Origin of the sequence: Hymenobacter perfusus (assembly GCF_003944765.1) — a bacterium.
GTDB lineage: Bacteria > Bacteroidota > Bacteroidia > Cytophagales > Hymenobacteraceae > Hymenobacter > Hymenobacter perfusus.
The window spans coordinates 69,058-90,530 of sequence record NZ_RWIU01000008.1 but is presented as its reverse complement, the minus strand read 5'-3'; the positions used below and the strand labels follow the sequence as shown (position 1 = coordinate 90,530).

16 protein-coding genes are annotated in these 21,473 nt (G+C 59.6%); 10 read left to right on the top strand and 6 right to left on the bottom strand.

Annotation, left to right across the window (positions count from 1 at the left end):
* Window positions 1-119: 119 nt before the first annotated feature.
* From nuoL to EI293_RS19180, 4 genes are all read left to right on the top strand, one after another.
* Window positions 120-2,075: an NADH-quinone oxidoreductase subunit L gene (gene nuoL / locus EI293_RS19195; RefSeq protein ID WP_125440174.1), complete on the top strand. Its 1,956-nt coding sequence runs from the start codon at window positions 120-122 to the stop codon at window positions 2,073-2,075.
* Window positions 2,076-2,489: 414 nt separating this feature from the next.
* The gene (locus EI293_RS19190) at window positions 2,490-3,959 is read left to right on the top strand and encodes a complex I subunit 4 family protein (protein WP_125440173.1); all 1,470 of its coding nucleotides are present in this window, start codon (window positions 2,490-2,492) and stop codon (window positions 3,957-3,959) included.
* A 130-nt stretch (window positions 3,960-4,089) separates the two neighbouring features.
* Window positions 4,090-5,502 (top strand): NADH-quinone oxidoreductase subunit N, encoded by a 1,413-nt coding sequence (locus EI293_RS19185; protein WP_125440172.1) that lies wholly within the window; start codon window positions 4,090-4,092, stop codon window positions 5,500-5,502.
* 289 nt (window positions 5,503-5,791) lie between these two features.
* Window positions 5,792-6,907, top strand: coding sequence for a S41 family peptidase (locus EI293_RS19180; RefSeq protein WP_125440171.1), 1,116 nt, complete (start codon window positions 5,792-5,794; stop codon window positions 6,905-6,907).
* A 9-nt stretch (window positions 6,908-6,916) separates the two neighbouring features.
* Here EI293_RS19180 and EI293_RS19175 read toward each other — a convergent pair whose 3' ends face one another.
* From EI293_RS19175 to EI293_RS19160, 4 genes are all read right to left on the bottom strand, one after another.
* Window positions 6,917-8,227: an OmpA family protein gene (locus tag EI293_RS19175; protein ID WP_170170446.1), complete on the bottom strand. Its 1,311-nt coding sequence runs from the start codon at window positions 8,225-8,227 to the stop codon at window positions 6,917-6,919.
* Window positions 8,228-8,391: 164 nt separating this feature from the next.
* Window positions 8,392-9,180 carry a 3'-5' exonuclease gene (locus EI293_RS19170; protein WP_125440169.1) on the bottom strand — a complete coding sequence of 263 codons (789 nt, stop codon included), beginning with the start codon at window positions 9,178-9,180 and terminating at the stop codon, window positions 8,392-8,394.
* Window positions 9,181-9,642: 462 nt separating this feature from the next.
* Entirely contained in the window at window positions 9,643-10,293 is a 651-nt protein-coding gene (locus tag EI293_RS19165) for a response regulator (RefSeq protein ID WP_125440168.1), read from the bottom strand.
* A gap of 90 nt (window positions 10,294-10,383) precedes the next feature.
* Complete coding sequence (locus tag EI293_RS19160; RefSeq protein ID WP_125440167.1) at window positions 10,384-13,443, bottom strand: sensor histidine kinase; 3,060 nt, start codon at window positions 13,441-13,443, stop codon at window positions 10,384-10,386.
* A gap of 464 nt (window positions 13,444-13,907) precedes the next feature.
* Here EI293_RS19160 and EI293_RS19155 point away from each other — a divergent pair, with 464 nt between their 5' ends.
* Window positions 13,908-14,834: a phytanoyl-CoA dioxygenase family protein gene (locus EI293_RS19155; RefSeq protein ID WP_170170445.1), complete on the top strand. Its 927-nt coding sequence runs from the start codon at window positions 13,908-13,910 to the stop codon at window positions 14,832-14,834.
* An 80-nt stretch (window positions 14,835-14,914) separates the two neighbouring features.
* On the opposite strand, the gene EI293_RS19150 is transcribed toward EI293_RS19155, so the two are convergent.
* Both EI293_RS19150 and aspS read right to left on the bottom strand, forming a co-directional pair.
* On the bottom strand, window positions 14,915-15,283 hold the full coding sequence (locus EI293_RS19150) for a hypothetical protein (RefSeq protein ID WP_170170444.1): 369 nt from the start codon (window positions 15,281-15,283) through the stop codon (window positions 14,915-14,917).
* Window positions 15,284-15,373: 90 nt separating this feature from the next.
* Entirely contained in the window at window positions 15,374-17,140 is a 1,767-nt protein-coding gene (gene aspS / locus EI293_RS19145) for an aspartate--tRNA ligase (protein ID WP_125440164.1), read from the bottom strand.
* Window positions 17,141-17,460: 320 nt separating this feature from the next.
* Here aspS and EI293_RS19140 point away from each other — a divergent pair, with 320 nt between their 5' ends.
* The 5 genes from EI293_RS19140 to EI293_RS19120 all read left to right on the top strand — a co-directional run bounded on the left by EI293_RS19140 (window position 17,461) and on the right by EI293_RS19120 (window position 21,406).
* On the top strand, window positions 17,461-17,913 hold the full coding sequence (locus tag EI293_RS19140; protein WP_125440163.1) for a hypothetical protein: 453 nt from the start codon (window positions 17,461-17,463) through the stop codon (window positions 17,911-17,913).
* Window positions 17,914-18,086: 173 nt separating this feature from the next.
* A complete protein-coding gene (locus EI293_RS19135; protein WP_125440162.1) occupies window positions 18,087-18,653 on the top strand; it encodes a hypothetical protein in 567 nt (188 codons plus the stop codon).
* A gap of 81 nt (window positions 18,654-18,734) precedes the next feature.
* A complete protein-coding gene (locus EI293_RS19130; protein ID WP_211339619.1) occupies window positions 18,735-19,181 on the top strand; it encodes a nucleoside deaminase in 447 nt (148 codons plus the stop codon).
* Between the two features lie 116 nt (window positions 19,182-19,297).
* Complete coding sequence (locus tag EI293_RS19125) at window positions 19,298-19,906, top strand: superoxide dismutase (protein ID WP_125440161.1); 609 nt, start codon at window positions 19,298-19,300, stop codon at window positions 19,904-19,906.
* Between the two features lie 207 nt (window positions 19,907-20,113).
* Window positions 20,114-21,406 carry a nucleoside permease gene (locus tag EI293_RS19120; protein WP_125440160.1) on the top strand — a complete coding sequence of 431 codons (1,293 nt, stop codon included), beginning with the start codon at window positions 20,114-20,116 and terminating at the stop codon, window positions 21,404-21,406.
* Window positions 21,407-21,473 lie beyond the last annotated feature (67 nt).

Here is a 21,473-nt window from a genome sequence, read left to right as displayed (position 1 = left end):
GGGAACTAGCTTTTAGAGCTAGTTTTTGTTGATGCTTCCTTGTTCAGATCTAAAAACTAAAAAACTAGTCCCCCCTCTCTACAGGAGAGGGGGCTAGGGGGTGAGGCCCCCATCTGCTTATGCAAGAAACTGTAATCCCCGCTGCCGGCGCGCCGTACTCCACGTTTCTGTACGTGCTTATTCCGCTGCTGCCGTTTTTGGGCTTTCTGATCAACGGGCTGCTGAACCGTAAGCTCTCGGGCACGGTGGCCGGTGCCATCAGCAGCCTGGCGGTGCTGGGCTCGTTCGCCATTTCGGTGTTCCTGTTCCTGAACTTCCAGTACCAGTACACCGTCACGCTGTTCGACTGGATTTCGGTCGGCTCGATGCAGATTCCCTTCAGCTATCAGATCGACCAGCTCAGCCTGATTATGCTGCTGCTCGTGACGGGCGTGGGTTTCCTGATTCACGTGTACAGCATCGGCTACATGCACCACGACGAGAACGTGGGCAAGTTTTTTAGCTTCCTGAACCTGTTCGTATTCAGTATGCTGGTGTTGGTGCTGGGCGCCAACTTCGTGATTCTGTTCATTGGTTGGGAAGGCGTGGGGCTGTGCTCCTACCTGCTCATCGGCTTCTGGAACAAGAACACGGCCTACAACAACGCCGCCAAGAAAGCCTTCATCATCAACCGTGTCGGCGACCTGGGCTTCCTGCTCGGCATCTTCCTGATTTACCTCACCTTCGACTCGGTGCAGTACGCCGAGGTGTTCCAGAAGGCTTTCAACCAGGACTTTGGCCCGTATACGGTAGCCATCGTCGTCCCTATTACGATGCTGCTGTTCGTGGGCGCTACTGGTAAATCGGCCCAGCTGCCGCTCTACACTTGGCTGCCCGACGCCATGGCCGGCCCCACCCCGGTTTCGGCCCTGATTCACGCCGCGACCATGGTAACAGCCGGTATCTACATGATTCTGCGCGCCAATGTGCTGTTCACGCTGGCCCCCGAAACCCTCGAAGTCATTGCCATCATCGGCGCGGCTACGGCGCTGTTTGCCGCCACCATTGGTTTGGCTCAGAACGACATCAAGAAGGTGCTGGCCTACTCCACCGTTTCGCAGCTGGGCTACATGTTCCTGGCCCTGGGCGTGATGGGCTACAGCACTTCCCTGTTCCACGTCCTCACCCACGCCTTCTTCAAGGCCCTGATGTTCCTGGGCGCGGGCTCCGTGATTCACGCCATGAGCAACGAGCAGGACATGCGCCGCATGGGCGGCCTACGCAAAGCCCTGCCGATTACGTTCATCACCTTCTTTGTGGGCTGTTTGGCCATTGCCGGCATCCCGCCCTTCTCGGGCTTCTTCTCTAAGGATGAAATCCTGCTGCACGCTTTCGAGCACAGCAAAGTGCTGTACGCGGTGGGTTTGTTCACGGCTTTCCTGACGGCCTTCTATATGTTCCGCCTGCTGTTCCTCACCTTCTTTGGCGAGTTCCGGGGGACCGAGGAGCAGAAGCACCACCTGCACGAGTCGCCGGCTTCCATGACGCTGCCGCTTGTTGTGCTGGCTGTTCTGGCCGCCGTGGGTGGTTTCATGAACGCGCCCTTCTTCCTGGGTGAGGAAAACGCCTACCTGGCCAACTACCTCGCGCCGCTGTTCACCTACTCCAAGCAGCTGAACCCGGCCGCCTTCGGCGTACACGCCGACCACGCCACCGAGCTTATGCTCATCGGCCTCTCGGTGGGTGCGGGCTTGCTGGGCATTGCAGTGGCCTACGTGCAGTACGTGAGCCGCGGGGTGCGCCCGGTGGAAGACGGCGAGTCGCGCGGCTTCCTCGAAAACCTGATTTACCACAAGTACTACATCGACGAGCTGTATAACGCCCTGATCGTGCGGCCCATCATGTGGCTCTCGCGCGGCCTGTTCCGCTACGTGGAGAACGGCATCATCGACCCCATCGTGAACGGCTTCGGCCGCCTGACCATGGGCGGGAGCCAGCTCCTGCGCTACGTGCAAACCGGCTCCGTGGAAACCTACCTCATCCTGATGGTGGTGGGCATCGTGCTGGTGATGGCGCTGAACTTCGTGAAGTTTTAACTGTGCGTTATGGAGCCATTTTTCTTGCGCTAATTGGCTTGTCATCATGCTCAGATGATGATGGACTAGTTGGCAAATGGATATATACCAAGGCTCCTTATGCCCCTTACACTGAAGACACGCTTTGGATTAGCCAATCAGATTCTGGCTTAGTCTGCACTACACACCGAGGAAAATATATTACTAAACACTACCTGCTGAATCAAAATAACTCATTTGTCAGCAAGTTTATGATTGGTTGTTTTTCCTATGACTTGACCTACAAGATTAAACCTACCGTCAAAAAAGACTCTTTGCTTGTCTTGATAAATAGTAATCAGCATAAAATAGATAGACCTATTATTCTTTCTTACAAAAAGGATCTTTCTGAATTCCATTAGCCTCTACAACGACACCGCACCCTCACAGTAAAGCATGCTGACTGTCCTTCTTCTACTCTGGCCCGTGGCGGCCGCCCTGCTGCTGCACTTCTTCAAAGGCCGTGCGGCCCGGGTTCCGGCGCTGGGCGCGGCCCTGGTTGAATTTGCGCTGGCGGCCTACGCGGCCCTCACGTTCAACGCCAACAACGTCGGCCAATTCAGCTTCAACCTGAACTGGATTCCCTCGGCCGGCATTCACTTCGCGGTGGGTATGGACGGGCTGAGTCTGCTGCTGGTGCTGCTGACGGCCGTGCTGGTGCCCGTGATTCTGCTGAGCGCCTTCCGCCGCAACTTCGAGAACGAGTCGGTGTTTTACGCGCTGGTGCTGTTCATGCAAACCGGCCTGGTGGGCGTGTTCACGGCCCAGGATGCCTTCCTGTTCTACTTCATGTGGGAAGTGGCCCTGATTCCGATTTACTTCCTGGCCGGCGTGTGGGGCGGCGTAAACCGTGCCCGCGTCACGTTCAAGTTCTTCCTGTATACCATCATCGGCTCGCTATTCATGCTGGCCGGCTTCGTGTACCTCTACTTCCAGACCGGCCCCGCCGCCGATGGCCTGTCGGCGCACAACTCGGCGCTGCCCTCGTTCTACGCCCTCAACCTGCCCGCCGAAACGCAGGTCTGGCTGTTCTGGTTGATTTTCGCGGCCTTCGCCGTGAAGATGCCCATCTTCCCCTTCCACACTTGGCAGCCCGATACCTACACCGAGGCTCCGGCCCCGGCCACCATGCTGCTCTCGGGCATCATGCTGAAAATGGGTATCTATGGCTGCATGCGCTGGCTGCTGCCGGTGGTGCCGATGGGCGTGGACTACTGGCAAAACCTGATCCTGATTCTGGCCATCATCGGCATCATCTACGGCGCCATCATCGCCATCCGGCAGCAGGATGTGAAGCGGCTGATTGCCTATTCCTCCCTTTCCCACGTGGGTTTGATGATTGCCGGCGTGTTCTCACTCACCCAGATGGGTTTGCAAGGCGCCGCCATTCAGATGCTGGCCCACGGCGTGAACGTGGTAGGCATGTTCTTCATCGCCGACGCCATTGAGCGCCGCACCGGCACCCGCAACATCGCCGACCTCGGTGGCCTCACCCGCAAAGCGCCCGTCCTGACGGTGTGCTTCCTGGTGCTGCTGCTGGGCACGGTGGCGCTGCCGCTCACCAACGGCTTCGTGGGCGAGTTCCTGCTGCTGGCCGGCGTGTACCAGTTCAACGCCTGGATGGGCGCCGTCGCCGGCGTGACCATCATTCTGGGCGCGGTGTACTTGCTGCGCATGTTCCAGCGCGTGATGCTAGGCCCCGATTCCTCGTTCACCGAAACATTCACCGACCTCACTGGCTCGGAGCTGGCCCTGCTGGTACCGCTCATCGTGCTGGTGTTCTGGATTGGCTTGTTCCCGAACACGTTCCTGCACCTGTCGGAAGGCAGCGTGATGGGCATTCTGAACGAGGTAGTAAAACGGTAGCCCCACCCGCGTCCCAGGGCTGAAGCCCTGGGCTACGCAGCGGTTCTGCTTCTTATTTCTGGCTATTCGGGCCGCATTTGTACACGCTCCATAGCCCAGGGCTTCAGCCCTGGGAACTCCAGCCGACCATATGAATTCCATCATTCTCCTTTCCGTTCTGGGCCTCGGCAACCTGTTCCTCGGGTTCCGCCGCTCCAACCGGCTGCTGCTGCCCGTGATGATGCTCATCTTGGGTTTGGTGCTGACCGTGAACTTCCTCGACTGGGGCACGTCTGAGTCGTTCTTCAATGGCATGCTCACCATCGACAACTTCTCGGTGGCTTTCACCGGCATCGTGCTGCTCACGGCGCTGGTGCTGATTCCCTTCTCCCAGAAATACGTGCTCGACGGCGAGGCCAATCTGGCCGAATACTACTCGCTGCTGCTGTTTTCGCTGGTGGGCGCCATCATGCTGGTGAGCTACAACCACCTGCTGATGCTGTTCCTGGGCATCGAAATCCTGAGCGTGGCCATGTACGTACTGGCCGGCTCTGATAAGCGTAACCTGCGCTCCAACGAGGCCGCCCTCAAATACTTCCTGATGGGCGCGTTCTTCACCGGCATCCTGCTCTTCGGTATGGCGCTGGTGTACGGCGCTACCGGCACGTTCGTGCTCAGCGAAATCAGCTTCGCGGTGCAGAATCCCGCCCCCGGCTTCGAGTCGCTGAAGCCGATGCTCTACATTGGCATGCTGCTGATGTTCATCGGTATGGGCTTCAAGGTGTCGGCCGCGCCGTTCCACTTCTGGACGCCCGATGTGTACGAGGGCACGCCGACGTTCTTCGCGGCCTTCATGAGCACGGTGGTGAAAACCGCCGGTTTCGCCGCCTTCCTGAAGCTGCTGGTGCAGGCCTTCCCGGCCGCCAACGCCCAAGGCATCTGGCTGCCCACGCTCACCGCCATGTGCGTACTCACGCTGCTCATCGGCAACGTGGGCGCCGTGGCCCAGACCAGCATCAAGCGGATGCTGGCCTACTCCAGCATCTCCCACGCCGGCTACCTGCTGATTGCGCTGGTGGCCTACAACGGCCAGTTGGAAGGTGCTTCCGCCAACGGTATTCTGTTCTACTCGCTGGCCTACTCGGTAGCCACCGTCGCCGCTTTCGGGGTGGTGAAACTGGTGGCCGATGCCCGGCAGCGCGAGGACTACAACGGCCTGAATGGCTTAGCGAAAACCAACCCGCTGCTGGCCTTCTCGCTCACGGTGTCCATGCTGAGTCTGGCCGGCATTCCGCTCACGGGCGGCTTTTTCGGCAAGTTCTTCATCTTCTCGGCGGCCGTGGAGAATGGCTACATCGGCCTCGTGGTGTTTGCCGTGGTGATGTCGATGGTGAGCATCTACTACTACCTGCGCCCCATCATCAGCATGTACATGCGCGACACCGACGCCGATACGGCCGAGGCCGTACCCGTGACTACGTTCCAGGCCGGCGCGCTGCTGCTACTGGCCGCCCTCACGGTCCTGCTGGGCGTGCTGCCCGGTCTGGTGGCCGGCGCACTGTAAACCACCACGCTTCCACAAGCTGCGAAAGCGTCTCTGCCTCTCCGGCGGAGACGCTTTTTTGTTTAACCTACTCCATCTTCGCAACGAATAAATTTTACCGTGAGATGTAGAGACGCAATATTTTGCGTCTAGTCATTGCTGATGTTGTTGCGTCCGTGTACTCCCCATCGTTCAACGACGAGACGCAAAATATTGCGTCTCTACATCGTTTTCACACTGCACTGCGAAATGAGCCGTTACCGACAACTTGCCTTACTTACGCCGATATTCGCCGCTCCTTATCTGTCCTATGAAACACGCCGGCTTTCTGTTTTACCTGCTATTCCCATTTGCGGCCCCAGCCCAACAGCCGACGGCCCCAAGCTTGCCCGAGCAAAGCTTCGAGCAATTCTGGCAGGCCTTCCGCGACCATTACGCCTTCTTCCCGCTCAAACAGGTCGACTGGGACGCCACCTACCGCACTTACCGCCCCCGCATCACGGCCCAGACGCCGCAGGATTCGCTGGTGCAGGTGTTCGAGCGGATGGTGGCGCCGCTGCACGATGGGCACATCACCATCAGTAAGGGCGAAACCATCCTGTTCAAAGGGGAAAGCCAGCGCAACTCGTTCAAGCAGACCTTTAAGGCGGTGCAGCCCGAGTTCTGGCGAGTGGCCGGCGCGCAGCTTAAGGCCGCTGGTTTCGGTCCCTTGAAAGGGCTGGGACCCGATTTCAAAGGCAAGCAGCCGCTCTACTTCAGCCGTAGCAGCAATCTGGGCTACCTACACCTCACCCGTAACTTCGCCGACATCAGCGGGGCCATTGGTACCGATGCGCAGGAGAAAAAGGATCAGCAGCGGCTGGAGAAGCTGTTTTCGCAGGCGCTGCTGCATCTGAGCGGTTGCCAGGCGCTACTGCTCGACATCCGGGATGATGGCGGCGGGCACAGCGGCATGGAGCTGGCGGGCCATTTTGCCTCTGAACGGGTCCTGACCAGCTACAAAGCTCTGCGCCAGCCGGGCGGCTACGACCGGTTCACGGAGCCGCAGCCCGTGTACGTGACGCCCGCAGCCGGCCCGCGCTTCACCGGCCCGGTCATCCTGCTCACCTCCGACCAAACCGCCAGCGCCGCCGAAGACCTGACCATTGCCCTCACTCAGCTGCCCCAAGTAACGCAGGTGGGCACCACCACCAAAGGCATGCTCTCCGACATGTACAGCGTACACCTACCCAACGGTCTCGATGTGACCCTCTCCCACCAGCGCTACACCACGCCAACCGGACAGTTGCTGGAAGACACAGGCGTGCCGCCCGACGTAGCGGTAGAAAACACCCTGCCCGCCCTGCAGCAGCAGCGCGACCCAGTACTGGAAAAAGCCCTGGAGTTGGCTCGCGCCGAAGTCACCCGCACCAAGCCCGCTAAGTAGCCCCGGCCCCTACTTCTTAATCACGCGGATGCTGATGCGGCGGTTGAGGGCCCGGCCCTCAGGCGTGGCGTTGGGCGTGATGAAGTACTTGCCGCCGTATCCTTTGGCCTGAATCCGGTTCATATCGATGCCCATGCCCGCCATGGCCAGCATGGCCGTCTGGGCGCGTGTTTCGCTGAGCTGGAAGTTTTTGAGCGGGTTGCCGGTGCTGTCGGTGTAGCCGCCCAGCTTCACTACGGCCGTCGGGAAGGTTTTGAGGATGCTGGCCACGTTGCGCAGTTGCATGAACGACTCGTCGGTGAGCGTGGTGGCGCCGGGCTCGAAGTACACCCGGTCGAAGTTGATCCAGCCTTTGGTGCGGTTTACGGAATCTACCTGAATGGCGGGGTCAGCGAGGAAGGTGAACAGGCGGTTTTCGGTGGAATTGGCCCCGACTTTCTGGGTGGTGCCATCGGCCAGGCGCAGGATGATGGGCTGGCCGGTGTCGTAAATGTAGTTACCACTGGCGGCATCGTAGCGGCCACCAGTGGCGGCCGTGTTTGCGTTGGCCGCCGCCGCCGAAATGACGGGCGTAGGCGGGGCAAGAGACACCTCTCCCCGCCCAAACAGGCTGCCGGGCCGGTTTCCGAACAGATAGCCCAATACTACCGCCGCCAGTAGCAACGCCCCCCATTGCCAGCGCACTAAAGGCCGGTTGGGTGCAAGCGGCGCGGCGGCCGGCGTATATGCCTGGCCGCCGCCCACAGCGGCCCAGGGCCCGGCCGTTACCGGCCCGGTAGCGGCCGGCGGGCCCTGACCAGCGGTAGTGAGCACCGGCTGGCCCGTATCGGTCAGCATGGATTCGTGCAGGGTACTGCCCTCCCGGGTCAGCCACTCGGCCAGCGTCGGCGGGGTCAGGTGCTGCTCCTGGCTGTGCTCCCCGATTACACCCAAGGTGGCCACGGCGGCGGCGCTCAGCACGCGTTCCGCCGCCGCTTGGCTGAGGCCGGCGGCCGTAGCCAGCCGCAGGGCCGTGAAGTGGTAAGTTTCGCCCAGCAGCCCGCGCATCAGCGACTCGCCTCGTTGAACCCAGCTTTCGTGGTTGGCGGTGGCCATCGGCTCCAGCACGCTGGCCCCGTAGGCTTCGCGGCTGAGTTTCCAGACAGCTTCCGGGCCATCGGGGCCGCTTACGCGGCCGGCCAGGGCCTGCACCACTACCGGCACCGCTCGTTGGAAGGCCGTGCGCAGACTGGCGGCGCTTTCCTGGGTTTCGTGGGCCAGTTGTTCCAGCATCTCCGCGCTGAAAGCCACCTGGGTGACGTTTGCTAGTGACTGTTCCATAGTAGTTCCTCCCGTTCGTACCAACATCAATAAAACTACATTTTTTATTTAAATATTAACTAAAAATTTACAAAAAAAGCCTGCTCCGATTGTAAGCAGGCTCTTGCTGTCCGAAAGAATATGCTCGAAACCCTGCCGGAGCAGCCCACTAGGAAGACTGTGCTTCAGGCCCGCCGCAGAACGGTTTCAGCGTTGGCATACACCACAGCGTCGTCGGCAAACGGCTCTTCGCCCCGGAACTTCTGGAGCAGACGGGCCGTGGTGATGATATCTTTCTGGCAGTAGCGGGCAATGCGGGGCAGATCGTTTTCCTCGTAGTATACCCGGGCTACGTCCTTGCCTTGGATGTCGTCTTTGGGCGTGGGAATCCCGAACATGGCGGCCAGCAAGCTCAGAGAGGTGAAGGATTTCCGGTCGCCGAACTTCCACAGCTCCATCGTATCAAGGTGCGGGACTTCCCAGGGCTTCTTGCCGGCCGTATCCAGGTGCGGCGGCAGTTCCAGGCCGTTGATAAGAACGCGGCGTGAGAGGTAAGGCAGGTCAAACTCCTTGGCATTGTGGCCGCACAGCCGGAAGTGGGGCCGCTGACTGATAACAGCATTGAACTCCCGTAACAGCTCCCGCTCATCATGGCCATAAAAGGATTTCACGCTGAAGCTCACGCCGCCATCGGCCGCCGTGCGGAAACGGCCCACCGAAATGCACACCACGCGGCCAAACTCGGCGTAAATGCCGGCCTGCTCGAACAGCGCGGACGCGTGCAGGGTATCGGGCAGCGGGGCAATGTGGTCGTGGTGGGAAATCCAGCCCTTCTCGCGGCGCAGCGCATGACATTTGTGCTCCCAGAGCTCCTTGAGCATCTCGTGCAGGTCGTCGTGGTTGCCCACGCAGGGTACCGTTTCGATGTCGAGCACGAATACTTCATCGAGCTTCAGGTCGCGGAGCAGGCGCATAGCAATAGAGGAATAGGGCGGAGCGAATAAGGTAAGATAGAGGATTCGGGTGCAACTAGTGCCTTGGCGGCTTGCGCTGGCAGATTATTTCAGGAAAATGCCCGTTTCCGCTGGTAGTCAATACCAGCGGAAACGGGCGGAAGCAGATCAGCCGGCAAGGGCCACCATGGCCGGTGTGGTGGTCAGGCCAACGCGGGGCGGTTGGTAAGCCACAGGCCCAGCAGGGTCATCAGTAGTTCACGACGTAGTTTGCGCATAATGAGGAGGTGTGAGGGAGATGCCCAGCCGGCTCCGGATACCTCGCCGCAAAAAGCAGCTTCACCGGAGCCGTTGGGCCTCAGAAAGTTGCACCTTTCTCTTACCGTGGTCAATAGCATAATCATGTGAATCAGTTGATCGGCTATTGAGCGCAACGCCCTGCCTCAACACGCCCGAAGCGGAATTCTAGCCGTCAACCAACAATTACGTCAGGCCCTGGCGCAGGGCTTTGCTAACGGCTTCCGTCATGGAGCGCACATGCAGCTTCTCATAGATTTTTTTGATGTGGGAGCGCACGGTATCGATGCTGATGCCCCGGTCGGCGGCAATCATTTTGTAGCTGTAGCCTTCCACCAGCAGCCGCAGAATTTCCTGCTCGCGGGCACTCAGCGTACCATTGGCTTCATCGGCCTGCTGGCGGGGCACCGGGCGCGGAAACAGCCGCAGTACCTGCCGGGCAATGGCGGGCGTCATGGGGGCACCGCCGGCACGCACTTCGCCAATAGCCTCCAGAATTTTGCCGGGCGGCGTTTTCTTGAGCAGATACCCATCGGCCCCGGCACACACGGCCTCAAATACCCGGTCGTTTTCCTCAAAAACGGTCAGCATGACCACCTGAATCTGCGGGGCAATGGCTTTGATGCGGCGCAGGCCATCAATCCCGGTACAGCCGGGCATGTCGATATCCATCAGGACCACATCGGGCCGGAATCGCGCCACGTCCTCCTCGGCGCGGGTGCAGTTGCCCACGGCAGCGGCCAGCTCCAGCGCGGGCGCACTGCTGAGCAGCTGGCTCAGACTGGCGCGCAGGTCGGGGTTATCCTCATAAATCAGAACGCGGGTAGCGGCTTCCATACAACAGCGCAAACGGAGGGTAATTCAGACAAGATACACACCTCTGCGCCTCACCGCTACTGCATAATGATGTGAGCTGAGAGGAAGCTGTCAGTGCATCGGAACGCTCAGGAGCAGCGTTGTACCCTGGCCGGGGGCAGTTCTGATAGTGAGCTCACCGTGCAGAGCAGCCGCGCGGGTGCGCATATTGGTGAGGCCGTTGCCGCCACCCTGGGCCGGGGCCTGCTGATCGAACCCCACGCCATCATCCTGAACCGTGAGCAGCAGGTGGCCCTGGCGGTATTCCAGCGTGATGGCGGCGTGACGGCACCGGGCATATTTCGCCAGGTTGTTGATAGCTTCCTTGAACAGCAGAAAAAACTCCCGGCGCGCCCGCATATCGAAGCGTAAGCTTTGCAGGGCGGCGTCGGCCCGGAAGGTAAACTCAATGCCCGCCGACTCCAGCACTTCGGAAGCCAGCCGGCGCATACGGGCCGTTACGTCGTCGAGGCCGTCGTGGGCGGGGTTGATGGCCCACACGATGTCGTCCATGGCATCGAGCATGCGCCGGGAGGAGTCGCCGATTTGCTCCAGCACGGCAGCAGCCTGTTCCGGCCGGTTCTGGCGCTGATGGTGGCGGGCTACCTGGCTGAGAATGGAGATGCTGCTGAGCGTGGAGCCCATATCGTCGTGCAGGTCGCGGGCAATGCCGTGCCGCACCTGCTCAAGGGCCAGCAGCTGCCGTACCCGCAGCCGGTAAAGCAGGAACAATACCGCAAACAGCACCCAACTCAGCCCGATCCGGAACCACCAGGAGCGGTACCAGGGCGGGTTCACAATGATGCGCAACGCGGCCCCCACCGGGTTCCAGACGCCATCATTGTTGGTGGCGCGCACCCGGAAAGTGTACATACCGGGGTCGAGGTTGGAATAGGTTGCCTCCCGGCGCGTGCCCGCCGGTATCCAGTCGGGGTCGAAGCCTTCGAGCAGGTAGGCGTACCGGTTTTTCTCGGGTTGCCGGTAGTTGAGGGCCGCGAATTCCAGCGTAAACACGTAATCCTGAGGAGTAAGACGCAAGGTACGCCGCTCGGTGATGGTGGTATCGGGCAGCTCCAGCGGCTGGTTAAGGCGGCGCAGGCCCGTCAGGACCACCGGCGGCACCTGGGTATTGGGTTGGATACCGGCCGGCTGAAAAACCACCAGCCCGTTTATTCCGCCAAAATACAGTTGCCCGTTACGCCCCTGGCAAGCCGCACCGGCATTGTACTCGTCCTGGCCCAGGCCGTCGCGCTGGTTGAAGGTAATAACCGCGTGGGTGCGGGGCTGAAAGCGGGCCAGGCCTCTGTTGGTAGACAGCCAGAGGTAGCCCTGCATGTCCTGCAACAGGCCATATACTACGTCATTAGGGAGCCCCTGCGGCTCGCGGTAGGTGGTGAAGCGGCCGGTAGCGGCATCATCCAGCCGGCACAGCCCGCCGCCCTCCGTGCCAATCCAGAGCGTACCGGCCTGGTCCTGCAGCAGCGAGCGGACGAAGTTGCTGCTGAGGCTGCGGGGGTTACGAGCATTTGCCTGGTAGCTGCGGAAGCGGCCGGTGCGCAGATCAAGGCAGTTGAGACCTCCCCCACCGGTTCCTATCCACAGTACGTCGCGCCGCCGGTCCTGCAGCATTACCCGCACAAAGTTGTTGCTGAGGCTGGCCGCGTTGGCCGGGTCGTGCCGGAACGTGCGGAACCGGCCGGTGGCGGGCGTATACTGACTCAGGCCACCTTCGGTACCTACCCAGATCCGGCCCCGGGAATCTTCGTAGAGTGCCCGCACAAAATCGTCGCCGAGGGAAGCCGGGTCGCGGGCCTGGTGCCGGAAATGGCGAAACCGGCCGGCTCCGGGCTCCAGACACTCCAGGCCCTGATTCTGAGTACCCACCCACAACCGCCCGGCCCGGTCAAGGCACAGGGCGCGCACGTAATCCTGGCTGAGGCTACCGGGCTGCCGCGGCTCATGCCGGAACTGCCGCCGCTGCCCGGCCGCTGGTCCGACCCGCACCAGGCCCTGCGTTTCCGTGCCCGCCCATACGGCACCATCGGGGGCTTCCAACACGGCCCACACGCCACTGGGCGGGGCGGGCAGCGGCAGCATCCGGAAGGCAGAAGGCCGGCCCTCGAACCGGACTACTCCTTTGTCAGTAGCAATCCACAGCAGACCCGTTTTGTCCTGAAAAATACTTTGCACGGCGTCGGAAGGCAGACTCCAGGGCTGGGACGGCTGGTGGCGGTAGGTGGTAAGCCGGCCGGTGGCGGGTTCCAGTGCGCTCAGGCCGGCCGTAGTACCAATCCACAGCTGGTTTTGTGCCGTGCAGCACAAGGCGCGAATACTGCCGGAAGTCAGCCCTCCGGCCTGATAGGCACTGATGGCCCCGCCCGACGCGGCAGCCCCCAGCCGGTATAAGCCATGCGCCTCCGTACCTACCCACAGCGTGCCATCGGGAGCAGCGGCCAAGGCAGACACCGGGCTGCCGGCCTGGAAGCCTGGTAAAGGCACTACTTCCTGCCGCAGGGTATCCAGCCAGGCCAGCTGCCCGTTGCCGGTACCTACCCACAATCGGCCATCGGTGGTCTGGGCCATAGCCCGGATAGAATTACTGCGCACTCCCTGACTACCCACCACCGGATACTGCTGAAAACGACGCCGATGGGTATTCCAGCGGTGCAATCCGCCCTCGGTACCCACCCACACCTTTCCCTGCCCGTCTGCCAGAACAGCCCGCACAAACCCATCGGTGAGGCCGGTTGTATCAGGGGCTGTCTTCTGAAATATCTGAAACTGCCCATTAAGCGGCGAATATCGGCACACCCCACCGCCCCCGGTACCGATCCACAGGTTACCGGCGGGGTCTTCCGCAAGCGCCAGAATGTAGTTGCTGCTGAGGCTGCCGGGCCGTTGCGGGTCGTTACGAAAGGTGCGGGCACTGCCGCCGTCGTAGCGCACGAGGCCATCCTGGGTGCCCAGCCATACGAAGCCCCGCCGGTCCTGCGCCACGGTAAACACACTGCCCGAAGCCAGACCTTCGGGCGTGGTAATGGAGTGAAAAACCGGCACTACGGCTGGCTGCGCCCGCAACAGCTCAGGCAGTTGAAGTAATACCAGCAGACAGAAAAAATAGCGGTACCCCATAGAGAAAATATTTTGGCAGCATCAGGCTTCGAGGCAGTTGTAAGCTAGACAGAAAATATTTTCGCAGGCTTATCAGCTCTTTTTTCAGCAGCATCTGGTCCGGATTCCTGTCCTTACTTAATCACTATGCATTTACCTCATTCCAGCTCTGCACCGAAACCCATGCCGGGACTGAACCATTGATTGGCACTAAGCAAACCGGCTATCCGACACCCGCTACGCTCCGCAGCCTGGCCCAGGCCTCAGGTTGAAGTGGCTGCCGTTGGACCTGTTACGTTAAGAGGCGGTTATTTACCTTGCTATGACTAACTAGCCACGAATACATCCGTCTTTTATTTGTCAACTACTCCCGTGTAATGGCTTTACCACAGCAACTTGTCGGCGCAGAAGAAACCGGATTACTTGGCGTGCGGTACTTAAAGCGGTTCTGGACTCAAGTGCTAGCCAGACGCAATGGCATCTTCATGGAGTCCACCGAAAAGGACTGGCGCTTCGATAATTTACTGTTGAACGGACTAGGGTTGCCGCTCGAAGAAACGATACAATATGTGGGGCAGCAGGCCCCCAGCTTTTTAGAGTTTGAGCAGTGGATACTGGCCAAGCATAATGGGCAGCTTGATCCACTGCAGGTTGACCGGCTTAATAGTCTGTTTTCCGGCCAACCTTATCCGGCGGCCGTACTGCGGAGTTTGCAGGAGCTTGACCAGGAACCCGACGTACTCAGCGCCGAGGACTTCGCTTTCTGGGAGAAAAATGGCTACGTGATTGTACGCGGAGCCATTGCCCGGGAACAGGCGCGGGCCACGGAGGTAGCGGTGTGGGAAGCGTTGGGCATGCACCCACAGGAGCCTGCTACGTGGTACCAGAAACCTATCGGCAAGGGCATTATGATGGATTTCTATCACCACCCAACCCTCCGGGCCAACCGGCAATCCACGCGCATTCGGAAGGCGTTTGCCCAGCTCTGGCAAACCCCTGATTTGTGGACGACTACTGACCGCACCAGTTTCAACCCGCCCGAAACGGCCGACCTGCCCTTCCAGGGTCCGCACCTGCACTGGGACATGAGACTGGAGCCCCCATTCCGCTTCGGCACGCAGGGCCTGCTTTATCTCTGCGATACGCCCGCCGAGCAGGGCGCGTTCTGCTGCGTGCCCGGCTTCCACCGCACACTGGAAACCTGGTTAGCTAACCTCCCCGCTGGCACCGACCCGCGCCAGGTAAACCTAAATGCGCAGGCCGTACCCATTGCCGCCGAGGCCGGGGATTTTATCATCTGGCACCACTTTCTGCCCCACGGCAGCAGCCCCAACCGCGGCACGTATCCGCGCATCGTGCAGTACCTGAACATGTACCCCGTGGATTTCAAAGAGAATATGGCGTGGCGGTAGGCAACCTCATATCCCATAACAGAAAGCGGCTCCTGAGTATTCAGGAGCCACTTTTACTACTTGAGAAAGTGGTAGCAAAATTAACCAGCAGTGTATTTCTTTAACCACACTTGCAGTGTTTGGGCATCTACGACCAGATCATTGGCGGGAATACTATGCAGCTCTAATTGGCTACTACTGCCGCGTTGTAGAATACATAGATAAAGTGATGTACCACCCCGGAAGGTCATATGCACTTTCATTACTGCCACAACCTGACGCCAGGTTTTGAAACCTAGCTTGTCAGTCCATATTCCTGCCCGGCCAAATTTTAGAGCTGGCCCAGTAACTCGTGCCCGTCTTACCGCACGAATTGCAATGAATAACGCCAAACCACTGAAAAACGAAGCAGCCCAGTAATTACCTATTACCGCTATCCAAATGGCTATTCCAAGGAAAAGCAAAGTCAAAAATCCATCGGCAACGATGCTACTCTGCGAGTAGTATATCTCGTGCTCGAAGACCTGAACTTTTCCTTTCCTTGGCTTTGGACTCATCGATTACCTCCCCGCTACCACATCAGTCTTAATGCTCAGCTCCTTCAGCTGCGCGCCCGAAATCTGCGAGGGTGAGTCAATCATCACGTCGCGGCCGGAGTTGTTTTTGGGGAAGGCAATGAAGTCGCGGATGGAGTCGGCGCCGCCGAAGAGGCTGCAGAGGCGGTCGAAGCCGAAGGCAATGCCACCGTGCGGGGGCGCGCCGTACTCGAAAGCGTCGAGCAGGAAGCCGAACTGGGCCTGAGCTTCCTCGGGGCTGAAGCCGAGCAGCCCGAACATGCGGGCCTGCACCGCGCGGTCGTGGATACGGATGGATCCTCCCCCCACTTCCACGCCGTTAATCACCATATCGTAGGCGTTAGCGCGCACTTCGCCGATGGTTTCGGGCGAGTCGAGCAGGGCCACGTCCTCGGGCTTGGGCGAGGTGAAGGGGTGGTGCATGGCGAAGTAGCGGCCTTCCTCCTCGATGTATTCGAGCAGGGGGAAATCCACTACCCACAGCGCCGAGAAGGTGTCTTTGTCGCGCAGGCCGAGGCGCTGGCCCATTTCCAGGCGCAGCTCCGAGAGGGCCTTACGGGTTTTGTTCGGCTCGCCGGCCAGAATCAGCAGCAGGTCGCCGGGCTGGGCGTTGAAGGCGGCTTTCCACTGCTGGAGCTGCTCCTGGCCGTAGAACTTATCCACCGACGACTTTACGCTGCCATCGGCTTCCACGCGGACGTAAATCAGGCCGGTAGCGCCAATCTGGGGGCGCTTCACGTAGTCGGTCAGCTCGTCGAGTTGCTTGCGGGTGTAGCTGGCCGCGCCGGTGGCGCAGATGCCTACCACCAGCCCGGCGGCCTCAAATACCGGGAAGCCGTGGCCCTTGGTTACGTCGTTCAGCTCCACGAACTTCATTTCGAAGCGCGTATCGGGCTTGTCGTTGCCGTAGTAGCGCATGGCGTCCTGATAGGTCATGCGCGGCAGCTGGCCGATTTCCAGGTTCTTCACCTCGCGGAACAGATACTGCACCAGTCCTTCGAAGGTGTTGAGGATATCCTCCTGCTCCACAAACGACATTTCGCAGTCAATCTGGGTGAACTCGGGCTGGCGGTCGGCGCGCAGGTCCTCGTCGCGGAAGCACTTCACAATCTGGAAATACCGGTCGAAGCCCGATACCATCAGCAGCTGCTTGAAGGTTTGGGGGCTCTGAGGCAGGGCGTAGAACTCGCCGGGGTTCATGCGGGAGGGCACCACGAAGTCGCGGGCGCCTTCGGGCGTGCTCTTGATGAGCACCGGCGTTTCCACCTCAATAAACTCCTGACCGTCGAGGAAGCGGCGGGTGGCCTGGGCCACGCGGTGGCGCAGCATCAGGTTCTGACGGACGGGGGCGCGGCGCAAATCCAGGTAGCGGTACTTCATCCGCAGGTCGTCGCCGCCGTCGGTGTCGTCCTCAATCAGGAAGGGCGGCAGCTTGGCGGGGTTGAGCACGTTGAGTTGCTCCACCCGGATTTCGATGCCGCCGGTGGGCATTTTGTCGTTTTTGGAGTGGCGCTCGGCCACTTTGCCGGTCACCGAAAGCACGAACTCACGTCCCAGCTGGCGGGCCTGCTCGCGCACTTCAGCGGTTTCCACGCCTTCTTCCAGAGCCAGCTGGGTGAGGCCGTACCGGTCGCGCAGATCCACCCACAGAATGCCGCCTTTGTCGCGGGTGCGCTGCACCCAGCCGCAGAGCGTGACGGTTTGGCCAATGTGTTCGGGGCGAAGTTCGCCGCAGGTGTGCGTCCGGAGCATGTTGTCTGGTATTGAGTATTGAGTAGGTAGTACTGAGCAGCTGCCGGTTACTAACGGAGGTTCTCGGGTGTTTTGCAGACTCAGTACTCAGTACCCGATACTCACTACTACTTACAGCGAAGGTAGGCAGGAAAAATAAGTAGGAAGGGAAATTTTCCGGGTTTTCGTTCGGTCTGGCGGGCTTTCGGCAGGCTATAAAAAGGCGTTTTCGGCGGGTTGATGGGGTTTTGCGTAAGCTTGCGCAAAAGTTGGTACGGAGTATGCAACCGGCCTATCCCGAACCGATACTCCTTCGTCACAACCTCTTCTCACCCCCCAATATGAAACGCCCCGTACTGCTCGCCCTGGCCGCCACACTCCTCTCCTTCTCGGCCGTGCAGGCGCAGACCAAGGTCAAAACCAAAACCAAGGCGGCCAATGGCACAGAAATCAAAACCAAGTCGGATGTAGAGCCCGTGACGTTGAACGGCCCTATCAAGCGGGTGGAAACGCTGTCGGGCATCGACGTATTCCCGGCCTCGGGCGGTCAGAGCATCATGCTCAGCTTCACCCAGCAGTTCACCAAGCCCGGCACGCTGGTGATGACTAACTACAAGAAGCAGCCCATCTACACGATGGACCTGGACCCGCAGAACAACACCGGTGCCCCCGTGGACCTGGGCCGCATTCCGGCCGGCACTTACCTTATTGAGGCCAAAACCGGCAACTACGTGTACTGGAAGAAGGTAAGCATCAAATACCCAACGGTGGCTACCACCAAAAAACGCCGCTAACTGTCATTCCGACCGAAGGGAGGAATCTGGATTTGCCTCTTGTTGAAAGATTCAGATTCCTCCCTTCGATCGGAATGACACCTAGTAAAGCTCCGGAGTCGTCAGCGGCTTCGGAGCTTTACGTTTCCTCCGGCGGCTCCCGGTTGCGGGTTCCGCCTTACCTTTCTGCCCCTATGAAAACCTTCTCTTATTTCCGCCGGATTGTACCGCTGGTGCTGACGGTATTGCTGCTGGCCGCCTTTGCCGGTCCCAAGCTCCGCAAAACCACTATCAGTAAGAACATCACGCTGGGCGTCCCCGAAGGCTTCGCGGCCCTGCCCGACGACGGCATTGCGGCCAAGTTTCCCTCGCCCCGCAAGCCGCTGGCCGTATTCACCAACCCCAGCGGCCGCACCGATCTGAGCGTGCAGCAGAAACCCAGCACCTTCAGCAACCGGGATTACGCCCTGCTGCTGAAAATCTATAAGGCCAGCATTCAGAATATGTACGGCAAGGTGCAGTTCCTGCAGGAGGACATCCGCACGGTGAACAAGCGCGACTTCGTGGTACTGGAATTCGTCTCGACTGTAGCCGACAACCGCCGGGGCGGTAACCTTGCCCCTGTGCGCAAGTACCAGTTCGTGCAGTATGCCATTGAAGGCGACCAGCTCTACGTATTCACCTTCACGGCCCCCGCCGACGAGCAGGCCCAGTGGCAACCCACCGCCCAGGCCGTGATGAGCAGCGTGGTGATGAAATAGAGCGGATGAATGTGCGGAATGGAACGTCATTCCTCGGCAAGCTCGGAATGACGTTTCATCATCAACCCGTTACCTAAAAAAATGACCCTTTCCCTGTATTCCGACGAGCAGTACATGCAGGAGGCGCTGAAGCAGGCACGGTATGCCTTTGAAGAGGAAGAAATTCCGATTGGGGCCGTGGTGGTGCTGGATAAGCGCATCATTGCCCGGGCCTATAACCAGACGGAGAAGCTTCAGGACGTAACGGCCCACGCCGAAATGCTGGCTCTCACGGCCGCCGCCAACCACCTCGGCAACAAATATTTACAGGAATGCACCCTCTACGTCACGGTGGAGCCCTGCGTGATGTGCGCCGGGGCCACAGCCTGGGCCCAGGTGCGCCGGGTGGTGTACGGGGCCGCCGAACCCAAATTCGGATACCGCCGCCACGGCCAGCTGTTGCATCCGCGCGCCGAGGTGGTCAGCGGAATTCTGGTGCAGGAAAGTGAAAGCCTGATGCGGGAGTTCTTCGCCCGAAAGCGGAAATAGGCTACTTTTGGCCCCCGCCGTAACCCTACGTGGGTTGCGGCGGTTTTAGTGTCAGCCTGTACCTGCAAAGGTCAACAGCAGCTCATCTTTCCTTCACCCAACTAACTCTCCTTACTATGGCTTTCGAACTGCCCCAACTGCCCTACGCCTACGACGCCCTGGAGCCGCACATTGATGCGCAAACCATGGAAATTCACCACAGCAAGCACCACCAGGCCTACGTGACCAACCTCAACAATGCCGTAGCCGGCACTGAGCTGGAAGGCAAGAGCCTGGAAGATTTGCTGCAGAATATTGCTTCGGCTCCGGCAGCGGTGCGCAACAACGGCGGTGGCCACTGGAACCACAGCTTCTTCTGGCAGATTTTGTCTGCTAACGGTGGCGGCCAGCCCACGGGCGCTGTCGGCGAAGCCATTAACGCGGCTTTCGGTAGCTACGAGAAGTTCAAGGAGGAATTCGCCAAGGCCGCTACCACGCGCTTCGGCTCGGGCTGGGCGTGGCTGTGCAAGCAGGCCGATGGCTCGGTGCAAATCTGCTCCACACCTAACCAGGACAATCCCCTCATGCCCGACACCGGCTGCAAAGGCACCCCGGTACTGGGCCTCGACGTGTGGGAGCACGCCTACTACCTCAAGTACCAGAACCGTCGCCCCGACTACATTGCCGCTTTCTTCAACCTCATCAACTGGGACGAGGTGAACAAGCGCTTCGCGGAGGCTGCATAAGCTCTAAGCAGGTGCAACCCACCTGAACAAAGCCCCTCTGGCCCCGGCCGGAGGGGCTTTTTGCTTACCCGCCTCTTTACCAACCCGCCGGCCGTTATGGCTTCGGTGGCAGCCGGCTTCCTCCCCGGGCGAATTTTCACCGCACAGAATTCTTGTATCTTTCGGTTTCGAATTGTGTTCCCCCCCACTTTCCTCACCCGTAGTTGCATGAGTACCAAGCTGCGTCTCACTATTCTGAGCTTTTTACAGTTTTTCATCTGGGGCTCGTGGCTGATAACCATCGGGGCGTACTGGTTTCAGACCAAGCAGTGGTCGGGGGCGCAGTTTGGGGCCATTTTCTCCACGATGGGAATTGCCTCCATCTTTATGCCCTCCATCATGGGCATTATTGCCGATAAATATGTGAATGCCGAGAAGCTTTACGGCATCCTGCATATCCTGGGCGGGGTGGTGCTGTGCACAGTGCCGATGGTGACGGACCCCGGCACCTTCTTCTGGGTGATTCTGCTGAACATGATTTTCTACATGCCCACGCTGGCCCTCAGCATTGCCGTATCGTACTCGGTGCTGAAGCGCCAGGGCCTGGATGTGGTGAAAGACTACCCGCCCATCCGGGTGTGGGGCACCATTGGCTTCATTGTGGCCATGTGGACGGTGAGTTTGCTGGGCTTCGAGAAATCGGCCAACCAGTTCTACGTGGCCGCCGCCGCCGCTTTTGCGCTGGGCATCTACTCGTTTACGCTGCCGGCCTGCCCCCCGCCTTCTAAAGACACCCCCAGCCGCTCATTGGTGGATGTGCTGGGCCTGAAGTCGTTTGCTTTGCTGCGCGATACCAAGATGCTCACCTTCTTCCTGTTCGCGCTGCTGCTGGGAGCCGCTTTGCAGCTCACCAACGCCTACGGCGACACCTTCCTGCACGATTTTGATAAAGTACCGGCCTACAAGGATACGTTTGCCGTGAAGTATCCGGCCATCATCATGTCCATTTCGCAGGTGTCGGAAACGCTGTTTATTCTGGCTATTCCGTTCTTCCTGCGCCGCTTTGGCATCAAGCAGGTAATGCTGTTCAGCATGATTGCCTGGGTGCTGCGGTTCGGACTGCTGGCCTTCGGCACTCCCGATTTTCCCGGTATCACGCTGGTGATTATGTCCTGCATCGTGTACGGCATGGCCTTCGACTTCTTCAACATCTCGGGCTCCCTGTTCGTGGAAACCCAGACGGCTTCCAGCATCCGGGCCAGTGCCCAGGGCCTGTTCATGATGATGACCAACGGCTTCGGCGCGGTGCTGGGCAGTTCCGTCAGCGGCATTATCATCGAGAAATACTTCACCGCCGCCGACGGTGTAACCAAGGACTGGCAGGGCATCTGGCTCACGTTTGCCGCCTACGCCCTCGTTATTGCCGTGCTGTTCGTGTTCCTGTTCAAGCACAACCACACCACCCAGGAGGTAACCGATGCCGAACCCATAGAGCCCATCCTGAGCGTGGAAAACGCCTAGGCGCACTGACTTATAGCAGATTTGACGGATTGATCGGATTTCGTGGAAGATTCACTTTTCAGATTCC